The sequence below is a fragment of the Pseudogemmatithrix spongiicola genome, from assembly GCF_030623445.1.
GTDB classification, from domain to species: Bacteria; Gemmatimonadota; Gemmatimonadetes; order Gemmatimonadales; family Gemmatimonadaceae; genus Pseudogemmatithrix; species Pseudogemmatithrix spongiicola.
Genome location: NZ_CP130613.1, coordinates 1388643 through 1408766 on the forward strand (window position 1 = coordinate 1388643; position 20124 = coordinate 1408766).

Below are 20124 nucleotides of genomic sequence, written 5' to 3' on the forward strand. Positions count from 1 at the left end.
CATGGCGACCCCAACCCCCGGCGGCGAGAAGAAGTTCAAGCCTTTCCCGAAGAAGCAGGTCCAGTACTTCGAGAAGCGCCTCCTGGAAGAGCGTAGGCGCGTGCTGAAGGAGCTCGGCCACTATGACGAGACCTTTGGCAACACGCCGCAGGGCGCCGACGGCGACCTGTCGGCCTACTCGTTCCACATGGCCGACCAGGGCACGGACGCGATGGAGCGCGAGAAGGCGTTCCTGTTCGCGTCCAAGGAGGGGCGCTTCCTGTGGCATGTGGACCAGGCGCTGCGCCGGCTGTACCGCACGCCCGAGGAGTTCGGGAAGTGCCACAACTGCGGCGGCGAAGTGGGCTTCGACCGCCTCGACGCGCTGCCGCATGCGCGGTACTGCATCGACTGCAAGCAGCGTGAGGAAGATGGCAAGAAGTGAGCCCGGGGGCCTCGGCCCCGTCGGCGTGCTGTCCATCACGGGGGGCATCGTGCTCGCGGATGCGTTCACGAAGCTGCTCGCCGTGGACCGCCTCGCGCCGATCCATACGCCGCATCCGGTGCTCGGCGACGTGCTGCGCTGGACGCTGGTCTACAATCCCGGTGCGGCGTTCGGCCTGCACCTCGGGCCGTGGTCACGGTGGATCTTCATCGTGCTCACGTTCGTCGCGCTGGGCGTGCTCTGGTCGATGTACCGCCAGAGCGTGCCGGAGGCGCGGCTGAAGGTGATCGCCCTGGCGACGATCGCCGGCGGCGCGATCGGCAACCTCGTGGACCGCGTGCGCTCCTCGCGGGGCGTCGTGGACTTCATCGACGTCGGCGTCGGCGACTGGCGCTGGCCGACGTTCAACATCGCGGACATCGCGGTGAGTTGCGGGGCGATCGCCCTGGCGATCGTGCTGTGGCGCGAGGACGTGGAAGCGGAACGGCTGGCGAAGGCCGAGGCGTCCGCTGACGCGACCGACGAGGCGACCGCCGCGCCGGACGCGCACGGCGCGTCCTGAGATGACGGAGCCGCTGGGGCCGGGGCGGCACACGTTCACGCTGGACGCCGAGGATGTGGGCGACCGGCTCGATCTCATCGTCGCGCGGCGCACGGGACAATCGCGGACACAGGCGGCGACGCATATCGCCACCGGCCGCGTGACGGTGAACGGCGCAAACGCGCGGGCGAGCTTCCGCGCCGAAGGCGGCGAGACGGTGGTCGTGGAAATCCCCGTGCCGCCGGGCCGCGACGTGACGCCGGAGCAGATTCCGCTGCGCGTGGTCTATGAGGACGAAGACCTCGTGGTCGTGGACAAGGCCGCGGGCATGGTGGTGCATCCGGCCCCGGGCAACTGGAGCGGTACGCTGGTGAACGCGCTGCTCGGGCGCGGGCAGGCGCTGGCCGACGGTGGCGGGAAGGAGCGCGCGGGGCTGGTGCATCGCCTCGACAAGGAGACGAGCGGCCTGCTTGTGGTGGCGAAGAGCGATCGCGCGCACAAGTCGCTGTCGGGGCAGATCGCCGCCCGCACGGTGAAGCGGCGCTACGCGTGCTTGGCCTGGGGCCATCTCGACACGGAGCGCGTGCGCGTGGACAAGCCGCTGGCGCGCGATCCGAACGACCGCACGCGCATGACGGTGCGGCCGGAAGGGCGCACGGCGCGCACGGACTTCGTGCGCCTGGCGCGATTCGACAGCGTGGACCTGCTGCGCGCCGAGCTGCATACGGGCCGCACGCACCAGATCCGCGTGCACCTGGCGAGCATTGGCCATCCGGTGGCGGGCGACGACACCTACGGCGGGGGCGGGGGACGCAAGTTGCTCGACCTGCCGCCCAAGCGGCACTTCCTGCATGCCGCGTGGCTGGCGTTCACGCATCCGGTGACGGGAGCGCCGATGGACCTGCGCGCGCCGCTGCCGGAGGACCTGCGGAAGTCGCTGGCCCGGGCGGCCGGCGATCCGGGGTTGTTTGCCCGGCCTGACGCACTGGAGTACTTTGGCTTCTATAGTGAATCTCAGTGACCTGACGTCGGCGGAGCCCGGTCCGGGGGCGGAGGACGACCCCCGGGATGCGGACCGTTTTCTGGTCGCTGAAGCCGCCGGGCAGCGGGTGGCGCTGCCCCTGCTGCAGAGTCGCGAAATCTTGACCGTGAAAGCCGTGACCAGACTGCCCGGTGCGCCGTCTTGGATAGCCGGGCTGGTGAACGTGCGCGGCACGGTGCTGACGGTGGTGGACACCGGCCAGCGGCTGGGCGGTGCGGCGTCCACGGGTCCGGTGGTGATGGTGGAAGTCGCCGAGCGGAAGTTCGGGCTGCGCGTGGACCGGGTGGACGGCGTGGTGCGTGCCGACGCGGGTCTCGAGGCGGTGGACGAGGCGCGGTCGGCGGGTGGCGCAGTGTGCGGGCTCGTGACGGCAGGTGACGGGCCGGCGATGGTGCTCGACTTGGAGGCCCTGCAACGCGCGGCGATCGCCGACGCGTGAGCGCAGGGCCGGCACGACTCAAGCGGAACGGGGAGGAGGACGCGTGGCTCCGACGGTGCTGATCTGCGACGATGCGATCTTCATGCGCACGATGGTGGGTGACATCCTGACGCAGGCGGGCTTCGAGATCGTCGGCGAGGCCGAGACGGGCACGCAGGCGGTGGAGCGCTACAAGGCGCTGCGGCCCGACCTCGTGACGATGGACATCGTGATGCCCGACATGGGCGGCATCGACGCGGTGCGCGAGATCACGAAGTTCGATCCCAACGCGAAGGTGCTGATGTGCAGCGCGATGGGGCAGCAGTCGCTGGTCGTCGAGGCGATCCAGGCGGGCGCGAAGGACTTCGTGGTGAAGCCCTTCCAGCCGAGCCGCGTGCTGGAGGCGGTGCAGCGGGTCCTGGGCTAACCGCCCGGCCGCGCGTCGCGCCAGGCCCGAGCCGCCGATGGATCCGTCACGCTACGCGGACCTCTTCCGCACCGAGAGTCGCGAACAGCTCTCGGCGCTGAACCGCGCGTTGCTGGCCATCGAGCAGGGGGATGACCCCGCCGAGCCGGTGGCGGCGATCTTCCGCGGCGTGCACACGATCAAGGGCATGAGCGCGACCATGGGATACTCGGCGGTTGCCGAGTTTTCGCACGAGTTGGAGTCGCTGCTGGCCAAGGTGCGCGACGGCGAGCAGTCGGTGAGCGCGGAGCTGATGGACGCGCTGTTCGCGGCGGCCGATGCCTTGGAAGACGGCATCGAGCATGCGCGTGAGGGCACCGCGCTGACGCCAGCCATGCAGTCGGCACTCGAGCGCTTGCACGACATCGCGGGAGGCCGCTCGACGGCGGAGTTCCGCGTGATGCGCGCGAGCGGCGTGGTGAAGCTGCCGGCCGAGGCGCTGGATCCGCTCGATGGCGAGGGTACGCTGGTGCACGTGGTGCAGGAGCCGACGGCGGTGCTGCCGGGCGTGCGTGCCTTCATGGCCGTGCAGCGGCTGCGGGCGCTGGGCGAGGTGCTGGCCTGCGTGCCGTCGGCGGATGCGTTGCAGGCGGCGACGACGCCGCAGGCGTTCAGCGTGCGGATGCAGACGGCCGCCGGCGCGGCCGAGCTCGAGCACGCGGTGCGCGGCGCGGGGGATGTGCTGAGCGTGCGCGTCGAGGAGCGCGCGGCCGCTGCGCGGCCGATCGTGGAGGCGCCGTCGGTGACCGTGGAGTCTCCCTCGGTGACGCTGCACCCGATGCGGCGCGTGAGCGACATCCTCGAGGCCACCGATGCGCTGGGGCCCGCCGAGCGCGGCGCCGCGCCGCGGGCGCGGCACGTGCGCATCGAACTTGCGCGCCTGGACTCGCTGCTCGACTTGGCCGGCGAGTTGGTGATCGTGCGCGGGCGCCTGCAGTCGCTCGTGGCGCGGCAGGGCGACGCGGCGCTGCGCGAGGCGATGGACGACGCGACGCGATTGATCGCCGACCTGCAGAGCGAGATCATGACGAGCCGGCTCGTGCCGGTGGGACAGGTCTTCGACCGCTTCCCGCGCCTGGTGCGCGACGTGGCGCGCGCGCTCGGCAAGGACGTGCTGTTCACGATCGAGGGCAAGGAGATCGAGCTCGACCGCTCGGTGCTCGACGAGATCGGCGAGCCGGTGGTGCACCTGCTGCGCAACGCGGTGGACCACGGGCTCGAGGCGCCGGCGCAGCGTGAGGCGGCGGGCAAGCCGCGCGCCGGTCGCCTGGTGCTGGCGGCCCACCGCGATCGCAACGCCGTGGTGATCACCGTGCGCGACGACGGGCGCGGCATCGACCGCCGCCGCGTGCTGGCCCGCGCGCTGCAGCTCGGCTTGGTGCCGGTGGGCACGGAGCGGCTCGATGACGACGGCCTGCTCAAGTGCATCGCGCATCCCGGCTTCACGACCAGCGATCGCGTGACGGCGGTGAGCGGACGCGGCGTGGGCGTGGATGCGGTGATCAGCCGCGTGCGGGCCTTGGGCGGCTCGGTGGAGCTGCGCAGCAGCGAAGGCGAGGGCACGACGCTCGCGTTGCGGCTGCCGGTGACGCTGGCGATCGTGCGCGCGCTGCTGGCCCGCGTGGGGGCCGAGCGCTACGCGCTGCCGCTCACGCATGTGCGCGAGACGCTGGAGCGTCGCACGGCCGTGGTGCAGCCGGTGCAGGGACGCGACATGCTGCTGCTGCGCGACGAGGTGCTGCCGCTGCTGCGGCTGCGCGAGGTGGTGCAGTTGCCGGGCCAGGCGGCGGAGCTGGATGGTGAGATCGTGGTGATCGAGCGCGGCGAGCGGCGTGCCGCGCTGGTGGTGGACGAACTCACGGCGCAGGAAGACATCGTGGTGAAGGCCTTCGACGGGGCGCGGGACGGATTGGCGCTGTTCAGCGGCGCGACGATCCTCGCGGATGGGGCCCCGGCGCTCATCGTGGACGTGGGGAGCCTCCTGTGACGGACTCAGTGGACGACGTACGGAACCTCTCGCGGGCGGCCTTGGATGCGCTGCGCGAAGTGGCGAACATCGGCGCGGGGCATGCGGCCACGGCGCTGTCGGAGATCACCGGCCAGCGTATCATGATCTCGGTGCCGCAGATCTCGGTGGCGCCGATCGAGGACGTGCCGAACCAGATCGGCGACGCCGAGGAACCCGTCGCGGCGGTGGCCATCCGCGTCGAGGGGGACCTCACCGGCCTCACGCTGCTGGTGTTCCCACAGCCGATCGCGCAGCGCATCGCGTCGTTGATGATGGGCGGCCGCCCGGTGACGCAGATGGGCGCCATCGAGGAGAGCGCCCTCAAGGAGGCCGGCAACATCCTCTCCGCGGCGTACCTCAACGCGCTGGCGGAGTTCCTCGGCATGCGGATCCTGAACTCGCCGCCGCAGCTCGCCGTGGATATGAGCGATGCGGTGCTCTCGACGACGTTCGTCGAGACGTCGGCGGGCGCCTCGCATGTGTTCTGCGTGGAGAGCGAGTTCCAGCTGCAGAACGACGCCGCGCCGCTGCGCGGGTTCTTCCTGCTGCTGCCCGATCCGGCGTCGCTGCGGGCGATGCTCACCGCGATCCGGGTCGCGTGAACCGGCTGTCCACCGCCTCGACGTCGGAGCGGGACCGCGAGGTCCTGCGCGGCTTCGCGCGCCGGATCGACGCGGCGGACGCGGGGGCGCATAACAACCTTGGCGTGCTGTACTACACCAAGGGATTGTTCGAGGAGGCCGTCGACGCCTTCACCAAGGCGCTGGACATCGACCCGAAGATGCAGGTCGCGCAGCGCAACCTGGAGATCGCGTACTTCAACACCGGCTACTACGACCGTCGTGTCGCGGAGCTGCGGGAGCGCCTGCGGCACAAGCCCGACGATCGCGATGCGCGGTGGGAGCTGGGCCGCGCGTTCGCGTTGCTGGGCCAACCCGAGGATGCGATTCCGGAGTTCCAGGCATTGCTTGCCGTGCGGCCGGGCGATGTCGGCGCGATGATCCAGCTCGGGCTCGCCGAGAAGGCCGCGGGCCGCCTCGGCGTGGCGCTGAGCTGGTTCCGCACGGCACTGGCGCGCGATCCGCAGAGCGGGCTGCTGCACTTCTACGTCGGCGAGGTGCTGTACAACCAAGGCGCCTTCGACGAAGCCCTGGGGTCGCTGCAGCGGGCCATCCAGCTCAACCCCGATCATCCGGATGCGCACTTCCTGCTCTCGTTCGTGCTGGGCGACATGGGTCGCCACGACGAAGCGCAGAAGGCCTCGAAGCGCGCGGTGCAGTTGAATCCGGCGCTGTCGCGCGCGCAGGCGAACCTCTCGCTCGACGAGTACGACCCGAAGAAGTACGAGCAGCTCGTCCCGGGGCGTCAGGCGCGGAAGTCCGAGCAGCAGATGCGCATCGCCGAAGGCGAGCCGCTGGCGCACTACACGCTGGGCAATGCGTTCCGACAGCAGGGCTTGCTCACCGAGGCGATGCGCGAGTACCAACTGGCGCTGGAGATCGGCGAGGACCGCGCGCTCGTGCTGCAGGCGACCGCCGAACTGCACCTGATCCGCAAGGATCCGACGGCGGCGATTCCATTGTTCGACGAGCTGCTCGCGCTGCGGCCGGATTCGCCGAAGCTGTGGAACGAGCGCGGCATCGCGCTGCATCAGACGGGCGACCACGCCGGTGCGGCGGAGAGCTACCGTCGGGCGCTGCAGCTGGATGCGCAGTACGCGATCGCGCGCAACAACCTCGCGGTGTCGCTGTTCCACGCGGGTGAGCCCGAGGACGCCGTCGACGAGTTCCGCGAGGCGCTGCGGGCGGCACCGACGTTCACCAAGGCGCGGCTCAACCTCACGTTGCTCCTGGTGCGGGCCAAGCGCTACCAGCTCGCGCTCGAAGCCTACCGCCAGGTGCTCGAGCACGACGCCGAGGCGGCGGTGGCGTGGAACGGCGTGGGCTTGGTGCTCGCGGAGCTGCGGCGCTTCGAAGAGGCACGCACGGCCTACGCACGCGCGATCCAGGCGAAGCCCGACTACGCCGAAGCGCACTACAACCTGAGCTTCTCGCTGACGAACCTCGGCGATTACGCCGGGGCGCTGCGTGAGACCAAGCGCGCGCTGGAGATCGACCCGTACTACACGCCGCAGACCTTCCAGCTGGCCATCGACCTCGAGTTCGAGGAGGCCGACCTCACCGTCGTGCCGGACCTCGGCGGCGAGAGGCGACTCAGCGGCGGCGTCGAGACGTTCACGTTCGACACGGGCATCCTCGACGCGATCTTCAAGCAGTTGGAGCCGGCGACGGCCGAGGCAGCCGCCGAGGCGGCGGCGCCGGACGGCGATCCCTTCGCCCTGGCCGAGGATTACCTCTCGAAGGGCCTCGTGGACCGCGCGATGGCGGAGATCCGCCGCGCGATGCAGCGCGGGGCCGACGGCGCGCGTGGCAACGTCTTGCTGGGCGAGGCCTTCGGGCGGCAGGGCGCCTGGGGCGATGCGCTCGAGCGCTTTGAGGCGGCGCGGCATGCGCGGGCGGATTACGCCGAAGCGCTGCGCGGCGAGACGCAGTCCTTGCTCATGCTCGGGCGCGGGGCCGATGCCGCGGAGCCGGCGGCGGCGTTGCTGCGGCTGCTGCCGGATGACGTGGACGCGCTCTTGCTGATCGCGACCGCCCGCTTCGAAAGCGGCGATCCCGAAGGGGCGCTGGAGGTCCTGGATCAGGCACGCCGCGCCGACCCCAAGCGCGCCGAGGTGCAGCGGGGCATCGGCAACGTGCTGCGTGCGATGGGCAACGTGGACGCGGCGATCGCGGCCTACCGGCACGCCTTGGCGATCGACGGCGACTTCGCGGCGGTGCGCTATGACTTGGCGCAGCTGCTGATCGGGCGCGGCGACTTCCTGGAAGCGGAAGGCGAACTGCTCGCCGCGCTCGAGGCGGTGCCGACGTATGCCGACGCGACGCTGGCGCTGGCCGACCTGCACCGGCAGCGCGGCGTGCCCGCGAAGGCGCTGGCGCTGTTGGTGGAGTTCCTCGAGCAGGATCCGTACAGCTTCGACGGCTTGGTCGCGCTGGGTGAGCTGTTGCTCGAGATGGAGCGGCCCGACGACGCCGCGTTCGCGTTCCAGCGCGTGCTGCGCTTCGACCCCGCGCATGTGGGCGCGGTGTTCCATCAGGGCGTGCTGCTCTCGTGGCAGGAACGGTATCGCGAGGCGCTGGCCTGCTTCCGGCGCGTGGCCGAGCTCGACCCGCAAGGCGAGTTCGCGCGGCGCGCGTTCCGCGAGGCGCGGGCCATCTCGCAGCGGCTCGACGGGGAGGACGCCTGATGGCAATCGAAGGCCCGCTCCGCGAACTCGGCATCCACGACGTCTTCCAGCTCCTCGACCTGAGCCGGAAGACCGGCACGCTCACCGTGACCTCGCAGCTGCGCGACAACGAGGGCGTGGTGCTGTTCGAGAACGGCAAGGTGATCTCGGCGAGCATCAAGTCGAATCCGCATCGCATCGGCGACCTGCTGGTGCGGTCCGGGCGTCTCACGGACGCGGACCTCGCGATGGTGCGCGAGGCGCAGGCCAAGGGCGACCGGCGGCGCTTCGGGGAGATCCTCGTGGGGCTCGGGCTGGTGACGTCGCGCGAGATGGAGCGGCAGATGCGGCTGCAGATCGAGGCCGTGGTGTTCGAGCTGATGTCGTGGTCGGAGGGGCACTTCCGCTTCACCGAAGGCATGAGCGAGGACGCGCTGCGCGATGCCTCGGCGCCGCTCGGGACGGAGTCGCTGCTGATGGAGGGCGCGCGCCGCATCGACGAGTGGTCGCGTATCGCGGACCGCGTTCCGAACCTGTCGGTGATCCCGGACCTCGCGCCCGGCGACGCGGATCACCCGGCGCTGCTCGACCTGCTGCCGCAGGAGTGGAAGGTGCTGGCGATGATCGACGGCCAGACGGACCTGCGCAGCATCGCGGCCACGCTGTCGATGAGCGAGTTCGACGTGGCGCGCATCGTCTACGGCATGGTGAGCACCGGCGTCGTGCTGCTGCGGCAGCCGACGCGCGCGTCGGTGCCGGTCGCATTGCCCAGCGAGCCGCGGAAGTCGGTGCACCAGACGCCGATGGGGACGCCGCCGAGCGCGCTGCGGCGCGGGGCGGAGTTCTTCCGTGCGGGCAGGCTCGAGGACGGCATCGCGACGTGGAGCGCATTCGTCGAGAGCACGCCGAAGTATCCGGCGGCGTCGGCGCTGCGCGAGGCTGTGGTCGGCGCCACGAAGTTGGTGGAAGTGCTCGAGCGGGAGGTGCCGCGTGAGCGCTGACATCCGGGCGATGAGCGAGCAGCTGGCGGCGGATCCGTCGAGCCTGATCTTCCTGCCGCTGGCCGAGCAGCTGTTGGCGCGCGGCGACATGGCGCATGCCTCGCGCGTGGCGCGGAAGGGCGCCGAGCGGCATGCGCATCGCGCCGACGTGCACGATCTCGTCGCGCGGATCGCGCTGGCGCAGGGCGACGAGACGACGGCGGAGCGCGCGTGGCGGCAGTCGTTGGCGATCGCGCCGGAGTTCGGGGCCGCGCATCGCGGCTTGGGTTTCCTCTGCTACCGGCAGGGACGCTGGAGCGAGGCGGAGACGCACCTCGCGACGGCGCGGGCGGCGACGCCGGGCGATCCGGCGCTCGAGGCGGCCTGGGAGGCGCTGCACGCGGCACGCGCCGAGGCGGAGTCGACGCCGCCGGCCGCGGCGCTGCACGCCCACGCGCCGGGGCAGATCTTCGACGCGGTGCTGGGCGAGAGCGGCCAAGTCTCGCTGCTGCTCGATCGCGACGGCTTGGTCGTGGCGGGGCAGTACCTGACGGCGGAGGGCGAGGACCTCGGGGCACTGATCGGCGCGCACCTGAGCGGCGTCGGCGACGAAGCCACGCGCGCCATGCGGCACTTCGGGCTCGGCGCGTGGACGCGCATCGCGCTCGAGACCGAGGCCGCGACGGTCGTGATGGCGCCGACCGGCGATGGCGTCACGCTGGTCGCCGCGCCGCGTGAGGTGCCGCTGGGATTGGTGCGCCGCACACTCGACCAGTGCGCGGCATTGGCGCGGCAGTGGCTGGGGCTCGGCGCATGAGCGCCTTCGCAGCGGCCCTCGCGGCGGTCACGCGCCATCGCGGCGTGATGGCCTGTCTCGTCGTCGCCGAAGAGGACGGGATCGTGATCGACGGCACCGCGCAGGTGGGCGTGGACACGGCGGCCTTCGCGGCGCTGACGGCCTCGCTGTACCGCAAGGCGGCGCGGGCCGCGTCGAGCGCGGGGTTCGGCGCGACCGGGTTCTGCGAGCTGGAAGCGGAGCGCGGGCGCGTGCTGGCGGCCGGCCGCGACGGCATCGTGCTGGTCGCGGTGGCCGAGTCGCGGGCGAACCTCGGCTTGCTGCGCGTCGAGATGCTCAAGGCCGCGGGGGCGCTGTGATCCGCCATTCCGTGACCATCGGTTGGGCCGACGCGCCGCTCAAGCGCTTCGTGGACGATGCGCGCCTCGAGCTCGCCGTGCTGATGCATACCAGCGGGCAGGTCTTGGCGCAGGTGGGGTTCCAGCGCAGCATCGACGTGCAGACGGCCTGTGCGCTGTCGGCGGCCATCAACGCCTCGGCCGAGCATCTCGGCGGGATGGTGGACGGCAAACCGTTCACCGGCCTCCACTATGCCGGCAAGGCGCGGCAGATTTATCTCGGGCAGGTGCCGACGAAGGACGGCCGCCTGCTGGTGCTCGCCGTGTTCGATTCGGAGAGCTCGCTGGGCATCGTGCAGCTCTACCTGAAGGAGTTCTACGCGAACGTCGCGGCGGCGGTGCCGGTCGCGGAGGACCTGTCGCCGGCGCTGGCCGAGAACTTCGAGGCGGACCTCAACCGCAACCTCGCGCAGCTCTTCGGGAGGGGCTGATGCGCGCGTCCATCTTCCACCGCGGGATGTCACGTTGAGCCTCGTCAACTACGCCACGCGCGAGATCACCTGCAAGATCGTCTACTACGGCCCGGGTCGGTCCGGGAAGACGACGAACCTGCATTACATCCACGGACAGGTGCCGACGGACCGGAAGGGCCAGATGGTGTCGCTGGCCACGCAGACGGACCGCACGCTGTTCTTCGATTTCCTGCCGATCGACCTCGGGACGATCTCCGGGTTCACGACGCGCTTCCAGCTCTACACGGTGCCGGGCCAGGTGTACTACCAGACGACGCGCAAGCTCGTCCTGCAGGGCGCCGACGGCGTGGTGTTCGTCGCCGACTCGCAGGCGCGCCAGCTGCAGGAGAACATCGAGAGCTTCCAGGACCTGCACGAGAACCTCGCGGAGCAGGGCGTGGACGCGCGCACGATGCCGATGGTGATCCAGTACAACAAGATCGACCTGCCCGACGAGCTGCGCACGCCGGTGCCGGAACTCGAAGAGCAGATCAACTTCCGCAACATCCCGTCCTTCACGGCCGATGCGCTGCACGGCCCGGGCGTGTTCGAGACGCTGCGCGGCATCTCGGAGCAGGTGCTGCGCAAGCTGAGCGCGGGGCGGAGCGGCTAGCATGCGGCTCGATCCCCGGTTCACCTTCGATCGCCTGGTCGTCGGCGCGGCGAATCGCCTCGCGGCGGCGGCGGCGCGCGCCGTCGCCGAGGCGCCGGGGACGACGTACAACCCGCTGTTCATCTACGGTGGCTCGGGGCTCGGCAAGACGCACCTCCTGACCGCGACGGCCCATCTGCTGCAGCAGCTGCAGCCGCGGGCCGAGGTGCTGGCGTTGACGCTCGACGAGTTCAGCGAGCAGTACCACGCCGCGGTCAGCGCGGGCGAGACGTCGGCCTTCGGGCATCGGTTGGCGCACGTGGACCTGCTGCTGCTGGACGACCTGCAGTTCGTGACGGGCCGCCGCGAGATGCAAGCCGAGCTCCTGCGCCTGTTCACCGTGATGCAGGACGGCAACCGGCAGATCGTCTGCGCCTGCGACCGTCCGCCGTCGGAGATCGCCGATGTGGACGAGCGGTTGATCTCGCGTCTGGCCGGCGGGCTGGTGGTGGACGTCGGCTTGCCGGAGTTCGAGGCGCGCGTGGCGATCCTGCGCGCGGCGATCGCCGAGCGTGAGCTCGCGGTGCCGGATGCGGCGATCACGCGGCTCGCGGAGCGCGGCATCAGCAGCGTGCGCGAGTTGCAGGGACTGCTCAACCAGTGGATCGCGCAGGAGGCGATGGGCGGGAAACGCATGCCGACGCCCATGCCCGGCAACGTAGATGCGCTGCGGCCGAGCGGCGAGTTCCTCTCGTTCCTGTCGGACGTGGCCGCGGTGGTGCAGGAGCAGGTGGAGACCTGGCAGGTGCGCCTGCGCGAGACGATCGCGTACTGGAAGGGCGAGGGCTATCGCACCGCGGTGCTCGAGCGCGCCCTCACGCTGCCCACGGAACCGGACGTGCAGGGCTTGATCGCGGTGTATGTGCAGGCGGTGGACCACCTGCGCTCGCTGGAGCGCGAGGCGACGGCGGTGGACGGAGCGCTCGGCGGGCACGAGTTGTTCCGCGATCCGGAACGCCTCGCCGAAGCCGAGGAGTTCGTCGAGAAGGCGCTCGCCGGCGAGATGCCGCCGGGGGGCCCGAACCCCGCGTTCACGCGCGAGGGCTTCGACGTGGGGGCGGCGAACCAGCTGGCGGTGCACGCGGCCGATGCGGTCATCGCCACGCCGGGCACGCGCTACAACCCGCTGCTGATCACGGGGCCGAGCGGCGTGGGCAAGACGCACCTGGTGCATGCGATCGGCAACGCAATTGCCGCGCGCAGCGAGGGCAGGGTCGCCGTGGCCTGCGTGCATGCGCAGGCGTTGGTGGACGAACTCATCGCCGCCATCCAGCAGGGCACGGTGGAGCGCTGGCGTTCGCGCTACCGCGCCGCCGGGGCGCTGGTGATCGACGACATCCAATTCCTCGCCGGCAAGGAGCGCACGCAGGACGAGTTCTTCTTCGTCTTCAACGCGCTCATCGAGGAGGGCAAGCAGATCATCCTCTCGAGCGACCGGGCGCCGGGCGAGATCCCCGACCTCGCGGCGCGGCTGCGTTCGCGCTTCGAAGGCGGGTTGATCGCCGAGATCCAGCCGCCGGACCGTCCGCTGCGCGAGAAGCTGGCGGCGCGCTTCCTCGCCGGCTTGGGCCGCGCCGCCCCGCCGGACCTGCTGGACGTGATCTGCGACCCGACGGTGCGCAGCGTGCGCGAGTTGATCGGCGTGGTGAACCGGTTGGCGGCCGCGGCGGATGCCTTGGGCCAGCCGCTCGACGCCGTGCTGGCGCGGCAGGAGCTCGGGCTCGGTGCGGCGGCGAGTGCGACGATCGCGCCGCCAGCCGCCGCGGCCAGTGCCGGCGACCGCACCTTCCTCGACCGCGAGCGCGTGGTCTGGGAATGGGCGGACTTGAGTGGTCGCGTCATCGAGGAGCTGCGCTAAATGGCCATCAAGGGCTCCCTCAAGGAAGCGTCGCTGCCGGACGTGCTGCAGCTGCTGGCGATGGGCAAGAAGACGGGCTGCCTCTCGGTGACGCATCGCTCGAACTTCGGGTCGATCTACTTCGACAAGGGCAAGATCAGCTACGCGAGCATCGTGAACCGTCGCGACCGCCTGGGGGACATCCTCGTGAAGGGCGGCGTGCTCTCGCAGGAGCATCTCGACGAGGCGATCGGGTTGCAGGCGAAGGCGCGCGGCCAGCGCCTCGGCGACCTGCTGGTCAGCCATGGGATGATCACGCGCGAGCAGCTGCACGCGCAGATCCGCATCCAGATCGAGGAGGCGGTGTACTTCCTCTTCACGTGGGCGGAGGGGACGTTCAACTTCGAGGCCGAGATCCGGCCCGACGAGCAGGACTTCCTCGTCTCGATCAATCCCGAGTCGTTGCTGCTCGAGGGCGCGCGGCGCGTGGACGAGTGGTCGCTGATCGAGAAGAAGATCCCGTCGTTCGACGTCGTGTTCGAGGCCGACCGTCGGCGCCTCGCGGAGAGCCAGCCGCAGCTGACGCACGAGCAGCAGGTGCTGCTGCCGTTGATCGACGGGCGGACCGATGTGGCGGGTCTGGTGGACGCGAGCGGTCTGGTGGAGTTCGAGGTGGGCAAGGCGCTGTTCGGCCTCGCCACGGCGGGCTTCCTCCACCGCGTGGGTCGCTCGAAGGCGCCGGACGACGTGGCGATCGACGTGAAGGTCGAGGAGCATCGCAACCTCGGCGTCGCGTTCTTCCGCGCGGGCATGCTGGACGAAGCGGTGCGCGAGTTCCGCCGCGTGACGGAGCTGCGCCCGGAGGATGTGGGCGCGCGCTTCCAGCTGGGCGTGGCGCACCTGCGGCTCGGCAAGTGGGCCGAGGCGATGACGCACCTCGAGGCGGCGGCGCGGCAGCGTGGTGCCAAGGCCTCGGTGTTCCACAACCTGGCGCTGGCGCTCGAGCGCCTGGGGCGCGAGGACGACGCGGTGGCGGCGCTGGAGAGCGCGCTGGAACGGGGCGGGGAATCCGAGCCCCGCGTGCACCTCTCGCTTGGCGTGCTCGCGCTGCGGCGCGGCGACTTTGCGGAGGCGGATGCGCACTTCATGCGCGCGCGGCCGCTGTACGGCAACCGTCCGCCGGCGGCGGTGTGGTTCCACAGCAGCTCCCTGGCCGCCGCGCTCGCCGGCCAGCTGGAGAAGACGGTCGCGCTGCTGCAGGAAGGCACCGAGGCGCATCCGCATGCCGCGGCCCTGCACAACAACCTCGCGGTCGCATTGATGGCGCTCGGGCGTTCCGACGACGCGTTGCGCGCCGTGCAGCGGGGCTTGCAGGAGGATCCCGGCCTCGCGCCGCTGCACCGCAATCTCGGCGACTTGCAGCTCGCGCAGGGCGATCGTCGCGCCGCGATGGACGCCTATGCGTTGGCGGTGCGGCACCACGAGACGCTGGGGCCGGAGGTGTGGGCGCGGCTCGGCGCCTTGCGCGCCGAGGCGGGCGACGCCGACGGAGCGCGCACGGCGCTCGAGCAGGCCTTGGTGCTGGATCCCCAGCACGAGACCGCCCGGACGCAGTTGCACGCGCTGGCCGGGGGATGAGCATGGCGGCCGGCGAGGACGAGGCCGCCTTCAAGGCGTTGCTGGAGCAAGTGGCGCGCGAACGCGGGTTCGCCTGCGCCAACTACAAGGACGGCTGTCTGCGGCGCCGGGTCGCGGTGCGCATGCGGGCGCGCGGCAGTGAAAGCTTTGCCGCGTACGCGGCCTTGCTGCGGCGCGAGCCCGACGAGTACGAACGGCTGATGGACACGTTGACCATCAACGTGACGCGGCTCTACCGCGATGCGGATGTCTGGGACGCCGTGGCGGATGCCGTGCTGCCCGCGCTTTGGCAGGCGAACCCGGAGGGCCTCGGCGTGTGGAGCGCCGGCTGTGCGTCGGGCGAAGAGCTCTTCACGCTGGCGGCGTTGTTGCATCGGCACGCCGAGCGCACGGCCACGCTGCCGCGCCTGCGCGACACGCAGGTGCTGGGCAGTGACATCGACGCCGCCTCGCTGCAGGCGGCGCGTACCGGCCGGTTTGCCGAGGCGGCCTTCAAGGAGATGCCGGCCGCGCTGCGCGACCGATACTTCGTGGGCACGGGGACGCGGACGGCGGTCGCGGAACTGCAGGCGCTGGTGCGCGTCGAGCGGCGCGACCTCTTGATGGATCCGCCGCCCCCGATGGTGTTCGACTTGATTGCCTGCCGCAACATGCTGATCTACATCGACCGCGAGGGACAGGAGCGGATCTTCCGGCGTTTCCACGCGGCGTTGGCGCCGCACGGCATCCTGGTCCTGGGCAAGGTCGAGACGATGCTGGGGCCGGCGCGTTCGCTCTTCGCGCCGGTGCATCCGCGGCAGCGCATCTTCCGGAAGGTGGCGTGAGCGTCCAGCACGTGCGCATCGCGCACCTCGCGGTGGCGACGGGGCAGGGACGCCTCGTCGCGGTCGGGCTGGGCTCGTGTGTGGTCGTCACGCTGTACGATCGCGCGCGGCGCATCGGCGGCATGGCGCACATCCTGTTGCCGGATCCGCAGCTCGCGCGCGATGGCTCGAATCCCGCGCGCTTCGCGACGACGGCGGTACCGCTGCTGCGCGACGCCGTGGTGGCGGCCGGCGCGCGCGGACCGTTCGAGGCCAAGCTGGTGGGCGGCGCCGCGCTCTTCGGATCGCTGCTCGGCAGCGGCGGGCAGCAGATGGGTGAGCGCAACATCGCGGCGGCGCGGCGGGCGCTGGTGGCGCTGGGCATTCCGATCGCGGCGAGCGAGACGGGCGGCGCGAGCGGGCGCACGGCGGAGTTCGAGGTGGCGACGGGTGCGCTCGAGGTGCGCAGCGTGCGCGGAGGCAGCCGTGTCCTCTGACCGTCGCGTGCTGGTGGTCGATGACTCGGCCCTGCTCGGCGCGGTGGTCGCGGGGCTCATCGAGGGATTCGGTGGCTTCAAGGTGGTCGGCACGGCGCGCGACGGCGTGGAAGCGCTGCGACTGGTGCACGCGCTGGATCCCGACATCGTGACGCTGGACATCGAGATGCCGGGCGTGGATGGCCTGCATGCGCTGGGCTACATCATGAGCGAATGCCCGCGGCCGGTCGTGATGGTGAGCGGTGCGACGCGCCGCGGAGCCGTGGACCTGACGATTCGCGCCTTCGAGCTCGGCGCGGTGGAGTTCGTGCGCAAGCCCGACGAGCGCTCCCACGACGGCTGGGTGAGCGTGGCGCCGCGGCTGCGCGATGCCCTGCGCGCCGCGTCGAGCGCGAACATGGGATTGCCGCTCCTGGTGCGCCCGCGCGTGCCCGGGGTGAAGGCGCCGCGTCGCTTGCACGCGGCGACGGAAGTCGTGGTGATCGCGGCGAGCACCGGCGGGCCGCGTGCGCTTGCGGAGTTGGTGCCGGGGCTGGATCCCGCGCTCGACGCGGCGGTGGTGATCGCGCAGCACATGCCGGCGGGCTTCACCGCGGGGCTGGCCCGCCGACTCGATCAACTTTCGCCGCTGCCGGTGCGGGAAGCGCAGTCGGGCGAGCCGCTGTTGGCGGGCACGGTGTACGTCGCGCCGGGCGGACGGCACTTGGTGCTGGAGCGCGAGGAGGGCGGCGCGCGGCTGTCGTTGCGCGACGAGCCAGCCGAACACGGCGTGCGACCGGCCGCGGATCCGTTGTTCCGCTCGGCGGCGGCCGTGTTCGGTCCGCGCGCACTCGGCGTGGTGCTCACGGGCATGGGGCGCGACGGCAGCGAGGGCCTGCAAGCGATCGTCCGGGCGGGCGGGCGCGGGCTCGTGCAGGATCGGGCCACGAGCGCGGTCTACGGCATGCCGGCGCAGGCGAAGGCGACGGTGCCCGCGGACGCCGAGCTGCCGTTGGGCGCCATGGCGGCGGCGATCGGCCGCCTGGTGCATGAGATACGGGGGACCCGCGCGTGACGGCGCTCGGCCGCGTCTTGCTCGTGCGCGTCGGGGCGGAGCGCGTGGCGCTGCCGCTGGGCGCCGTACGCGAGTTGGTGGATGCCCCGACGCTGCTGCCCGTGCCGATGGCGCCGGCAGCGGTGCGGGGGCAGCTCGCCTTGCGTGGGCAGCACATCCCCGTGCTTGCGCTGGACGCGTTGCTGGAGATCCCGCCGGCGACCGCCGCGCCCAGCACATCCTGTGTGGTGCTGGTGATGGCCGAGGAGGGGTACGCCGTGGCGGTGGACGACGTCATCGACGTGCTCGAGCCCGGCGACCGCAGCCGCCGACCGGTGCCGGCGGGCGCAGACCGACAGGGGACGATCGGCGCGCTGCTGCACTTGGGCATCGAGCTCGCCGCGTTGGTGGATGAGACCGCGCTCTCACGCGTGGCGGTCGCTACTTTACGGGCAGAATCCCCCGTATGACTTCATCCGCCGCCCCCCGTCGATCGCTGGTCACCTGCCGCGCTGCCGGCGAGCTGCTCGCGCTCGACGTGGGCAGCGTGGAGCGCGTGCTGCGCTACACCGTGCCGCGGACCCTGCCAAACACCGCCGCGTGGATGCGCGGCGTGATTGCGGTGGGCGAGCAGCTGGTGACCGTGCTCGACCTGCGGGAGCGGCTGGGGCTGTCGGCGGCGGCTGCGCATGAGGGCAGCCGCATCGTGGTGCTGGCGTTGTCGGGCGGGCGCATCGGCTTCGTCGTCGACGCGGTCGACGACGTCGTGGCGGTCGATCCCGCGATGATCGAAGCGGCGCCGCCGGTGTACCGCGGACTGGCCCGGGCCTTCGTGCAGGGCATCCTGCGGCGCGATGAGCGGCTCTATCTCGTGCTCGACGCGGACCACCTCGTGACATCACAGGAGCGGCTGGCGCTGGGCGCCGCCGTGGAGGAACTGCAGCATGGCCGATGAGACGCCGGCGTCCTTCCGCGCGCAGTACGCCACGATCGATGCCAAGCTCGACGCCGGCGTCGCCGGCGCCGACCGCGCGCAGGTGAAGGCCGAGATCGTCGGCCTCTTCAAGACGCTCGAGGCGCAGATCGCCGAGCTGTCGCAGCTCAAGGACGACATCAAGCTCCTCGTGGACAAGTGGAAGGCGCAGCAGGCCGCAACTGGTGTGCAGGCGCCGGAGTTCCAAGGCGAGAAGCCGGTCGTGCACGCCGACCACATCGGCGCGAGCACCTTCATCGAGAAGGGCTGGAGCCGCCTCTCGCTCGGGGACTACGAAGGCGCGGAGAAGGCGCTGCTCAAGGCCATCGAGCTCTCGCCGGGCGATCCGCAGAGCGAGGCGCTGCTCGGCTGGGCGCAGATGCTGCAGGAGAAGTACGACGACGCGCTGATGAACTTCCAGAAGGTGCTCATGCGCGAGCCGGCGAACGCGCTGGCGCGCATCAACGTCGGCTACATCTGCCTCAAGAAGCAGATCTTCGGCGAGGCGATCGAGCATCTCTCGAAGGCGATCCGCCTCGATAACGACCGCAAGGCGACGCTCTACGCGCACTTCTACCTCGGGCTCGTGTACCTCGAGCGCGAGATGTACGAGGACGCCCAGACGTTCTTCCAGAAGACGCTGAACCTCGGGCCGAACCTGATCGAGGCGTATTACGAGCTCGGGCGCGCGTTCTGGTTCAATGAAGAGCGCGAGGAGGCCCGCGCGACCTGGGCGAAGGGTCACGCGACGAACAAGTTCAATCCCTGGGGCAAGAAGTGCGCGGAGACGCTCGCGCTGGTCGATAGCGGCGGCGAGCTGACGCGCGGGTGATGATCGCCGCGTTCCTCGCCGCGGCGCTGCTCGGCGGGGCGGCGCAGGACACACTGCCAGCCGACGCGGCCGTGCTCGTATCGGGCCGCTTCAGCGTGGTGCACTTCGCGCGGGACGCGAGGCTGGCGCAGAGTTACCTCGACGCCGCCCGGAGCCGCGATACGTTCCCAGGCCTGCCCCGTCCGACCGCGCCGGTGGTGATCCTCGTGGCGCCCGACGCCGAGACGTTCCGGGCCTGGGTCGGGTCCGGCGCACCGGAGTGGGGGGCCGCCATCGCGTTTCCGGCGTTGCAGCGCATCGTGATGCAGGGCCGCTACGGCGCCGCTGCGGATGGCGATCCGCTCGTGACCCTGCGGCACGAACTGGCCCACCTCGCCCTGCACGAAGCCCTAGGCCCGTCGCCACCGCGGTGGTTCGACGAGGGGTACGCCTCGTACGCCGCGGGAGAGTGGGGGCGGGACGAAGTGTTGGTCACGAGTTTCGGCCTAGTCTGGCGCGGGATTCCGACCCTGGCCGGTCTGGATTCCGGATTCTACGAAGGGGCGGAGCGTGCCCAGCGATCGTACGCGCTGGCCCACCGGGCTGTCGCGGAACTGGCGGCCTTGGATCCCGCCCGGGGGCTGGGGCTGCTGTTCGGACACTGGGAACGCGCGGGCACGTTCGAGCGCGCGCTGCGGCGGGCGCACGGCATGAGTTCCGCCGATTTCGAGCAGTATTGGAAGCGTCGCGTTCGGCGACAGTTCGGCGTGCTCGCGCTCGCGGCGGACCTCACCGTCCTGACCCTCGTCCTGACGGTCTTGCTGGGGCCCATGTGGTGGCAGCGGCGCCAGAAACTGCGGCGGCGGCTCGAACAGATGCGCGAGGACGACCGGCGCCGGGACGAAGCGGAGCGGGCCAGCGCCCTCGCGGCCCTCTTGGGGGAGTCCGAGGGGGAAAATGACGGCCGGATTAAGGGTTAATGAACAAGTCCGATGCTTGGTTGACACTCATTCTAGGCGCCCCTAGACTCCCCCCCCTATGTCGGAACGTGTGAAGGTTGCCGGCGGAC

Annotated in this window: 22 protein-coding genes; all 22 read left to right on the plus strand. The window is 71.1% G+C overall.

Annotated elements, in window-relative coordinates:
* Position 1: 1 nt before the first annotated feature.
* The 22 genes from Strain318_RS06255 to Strain318_RS06360 are packed head-to-tail and all read left to right on the plus strand — an operon-like array spanning position 2 to position 20035.
* The gene (locus tag Strain318_RS06255; protein WP_367887651.1) at positions 2–424 is read left to right on the plus strand and encodes a TraR/DksA family transcriptional regulator; all 423 of its coding nucleotides are present in this window, start codon (positions 2–4) and stop codon (positions 422–424) included.
* Positions 411–986, plus strand: coding sequence for a signal peptidase II (gene lspA / locus Strain318_RS06260; protein ID WP_367887652.1), 576 nt, complete (start codon positions 411–413; stop codon positions 984–986). The genes Strain318_RS06255 and lspA overlap by 14 nt, the downstream gene beginning before the upstream one ends.
* A 1-nt stretch (position 987) precedes the next feature.
* Complete coding sequence (locus tag Strain318_RS06265; protein WP_367887653.1) at positions 988–1986, plus strand: RluA family pseudouridine synthase; 999 nt, start codon at positions 988–990, stop codon at positions 1984–1986.
* Positions 1973–2446, plus strand: coding sequence for a chemotaxis protein CheW (locus Strain318_RS06270; RefSeq protein ID WP_367887654.1), 474 nt, complete (start codon positions 1973–1975; stop codon positions 2444–2446). The genes Strain318_RS06265 and Strain318_RS06270 overlap by 14 nt, the downstream gene beginning before the upstream one ends.
* Positions 2447–2489: 43 nt before the next feature.
* The gene (locus Strain318_RS06275; RefSeq protein ID WP_367887655.1) at positions 2490–2852 is read left to right on the plus strand and encodes a response regulator; all 363 of its coding nucleotides are present in this window, start codon (positions 2490–2492) and stop codon (positions 2850–2852) included.
* 37 nt (positions 2853–2889) lie between these two features.
* Positions 2890–4878, plus strand: coding sequence for a chemotaxis protein CheA (locus Strain318_RS06280; protein ID WP_367887656.1), 1989 nt, complete (start codon positions 2890–2892; stop codon positions 4876–4878).
* Entirely contained in the window at positions 4875–5501 is a 627-nt protein-coding gene (locus Strain318_RS06285; RefSeq protein WP_367887657.1) for a chemotaxis protein CheC, read from the plus strand. The genes Strain318_RS06280 and Strain318_RS06285 overlap by 4 nt, the downstream gene beginning before the upstream one ends.
* Positions 5498–8206, plus strand: coding sequence for a tetratricopeptide repeat protein (locus Strain318_RS06290; protein WP_367887658.1), 2709 nt, complete (start codon positions 5498–5500; stop codon positions 8204–8206). Before Strain318_RS06285 ends, Strain318_RS06290 begins: the two co-directional genes overlap by 4 nt.
* A complete protein-coding gene (locus Strain318_RS06295; protein ID WP_367887659.1) occupies positions 8206–9186 on the plus strand; it encodes a DUF4388 domain-containing protein in 981 nt (326 codons plus the stop codon). Before Strain318_RS06290 ends, Strain318_RS06295 begins: the two co-directional genes overlap by 1 nt.
* Entirely contained in the window at positions 9176–9982 is an 807-nt protein-coding gene (locus Strain318_RS06300) for a tetratricopeptide repeat protein (protein ID WP_367887660.1), read from the plus strand. The genes Strain318_RS06295 and Strain318_RS06300 overlap by 11 nt, the downstream gene beginning before the upstream one ends.
* Positions 9979–10320, plus strand: coding sequence for a roadblock/LC7 domain-containing protein (locus Strain318_RS06305; RefSeq protein WP_367887661.1), 342 nt, complete (start codon positions 9979–9981; stop codon positions 10318–10320). Before Strain318_RS06300 ends, Strain318_RS06305 begins: the two co-directional genes overlap by 4 nt.
* Positions 10321–10331: 11 nt before the next feature.
* Complete coding sequence (locus Strain318_RS06310; RefSeq protein WP_367887662.1) at positions 10332–10790, plus strand: hypothetical protein; 459 nt, start codon at positions 10332–10334, stop codon at positions 10788–10790.
* A 34-nt stretch (positions 10791–10824) separates the two neighbouring features.
* Positions 10825–11424, plus strand: coding sequence for a GTP-binding protein (locus Strain318_RS06315; protein WP_367887663.1), 600 nt, complete (start codon positions 10825–10827; stop codon positions 11422–11424).
* 1 nt (position 11425) lies between these two features.
* Positions 11426–13321 carry a DnaA/Hda family protein gene (locus tag Strain318_RS06320; protein ID WP_367887664.1) on the plus strand — a complete coding sequence of 632 codons (1896 nt, stop codon included), beginning with the start codon at positions 11426–11428 and terminating at the stop codon, positions 13319–13321.
* Positions 13322–14938: a DUF4388 domain-containing protein gene (locus Strain318_RS06325; RefSeq protein ID WP_367887665.1), complete on the plus strand. Its 1617-nt coding sequence runs from the start codon at positions 13322–13324 to the stop codon at positions 14936–14938.
* A complete protein-coding gene (locus Strain318_RS06330) occupies positions 14935–15762 on the plus strand; it encodes a CheR family methyltransferase (RefSeq protein WP_367887666.1) in 828 nt (275 codons plus the stop codon). Before Strain318_RS06325 ends, Strain318_RS06330 begins: the two co-directional genes overlap by 4 nt.
* Positions 15759–16238 carry a chemotaxis protein CheD gene (locus Strain318_RS06335; RefSeq protein ID WP_367887667.1) on the plus strand — a complete coding sequence of 160 codons (480 nt, stop codon included), beginning with the start codon at positions 15759–15761 and terminating at the stop codon, positions 16236–16238. Before Strain318_RS06330 ends, Strain318_RS06335 begins: the two co-directional genes overlap by 4 nt.
* On the plus strand, positions 16228–17292 hold the full coding sequence (gene cheB / locus Strain318_RS06340; RefSeq protein ID WP_367887668.1) for a chemotaxis-specific protein-glutamate methyltransferase CheB: 1065 nt from the start codon (positions 16228–16230) through the stop codon (positions 17290–17292). Before Strain318_RS06335 ends, cheB begins: the two co-directional genes overlap by 11 nt.
* Positions 17289–17741: a chemotaxis protein CheW gene (locus Strain318_RS06345; RefSeq protein ID WP_367887669.1), complete on the plus strand. Its 453-nt coding sequence runs from the start codon at positions 17289–17291 to the stop codon at positions 17739–17741. Before cheB ends, Strain318_RS06345 begins: the two co-directional genes overlap by 4 nt.
* Positions 17738–18226, plus strand: coding sequence for a chemotaxis protein CheW (locus tag Strain318_RS06350; RefSeq protein WP_367887670.1), 489 nt, complete (start codon positions 17738–17740; stop codon positions 18224–18226). The genes Strain318_RS06345 and Strain318_RS06350 overlap by 4 nt, the downstream gene beginning before the upstream one ends.
* Positions 18216–19076, plus strand: a complete 861-nt coding sequence (locus Strain318_RS06355; protein WP_367887983.1) for a tetratricopeptide repeat protein — start codon at positions 18216–18218, stop codon at positions 19074–19076. Before Strain318_RS06350 ends, Strain318_RS06355 begins: the two co-directional genes overlap by 11 nt.
* The gene (locus Strain318_RS06360) at positions 19076–20035 is read left to right on the plus strand and encodes a peptidase MA family metallohydrolase (protein WP_367887672.1); all 960 of its coding nucleotides are present in this window, start codon (positions 19076–19078) and stop codon (positions 20033–20035) included. The genes Strain318_RS06355 and Strain318_RS06360 overlap by 1 nt, the downstream gene beginning before the upstream one ends.
* Positions 20036–20124: the final 89 nt, after the last annotated feature.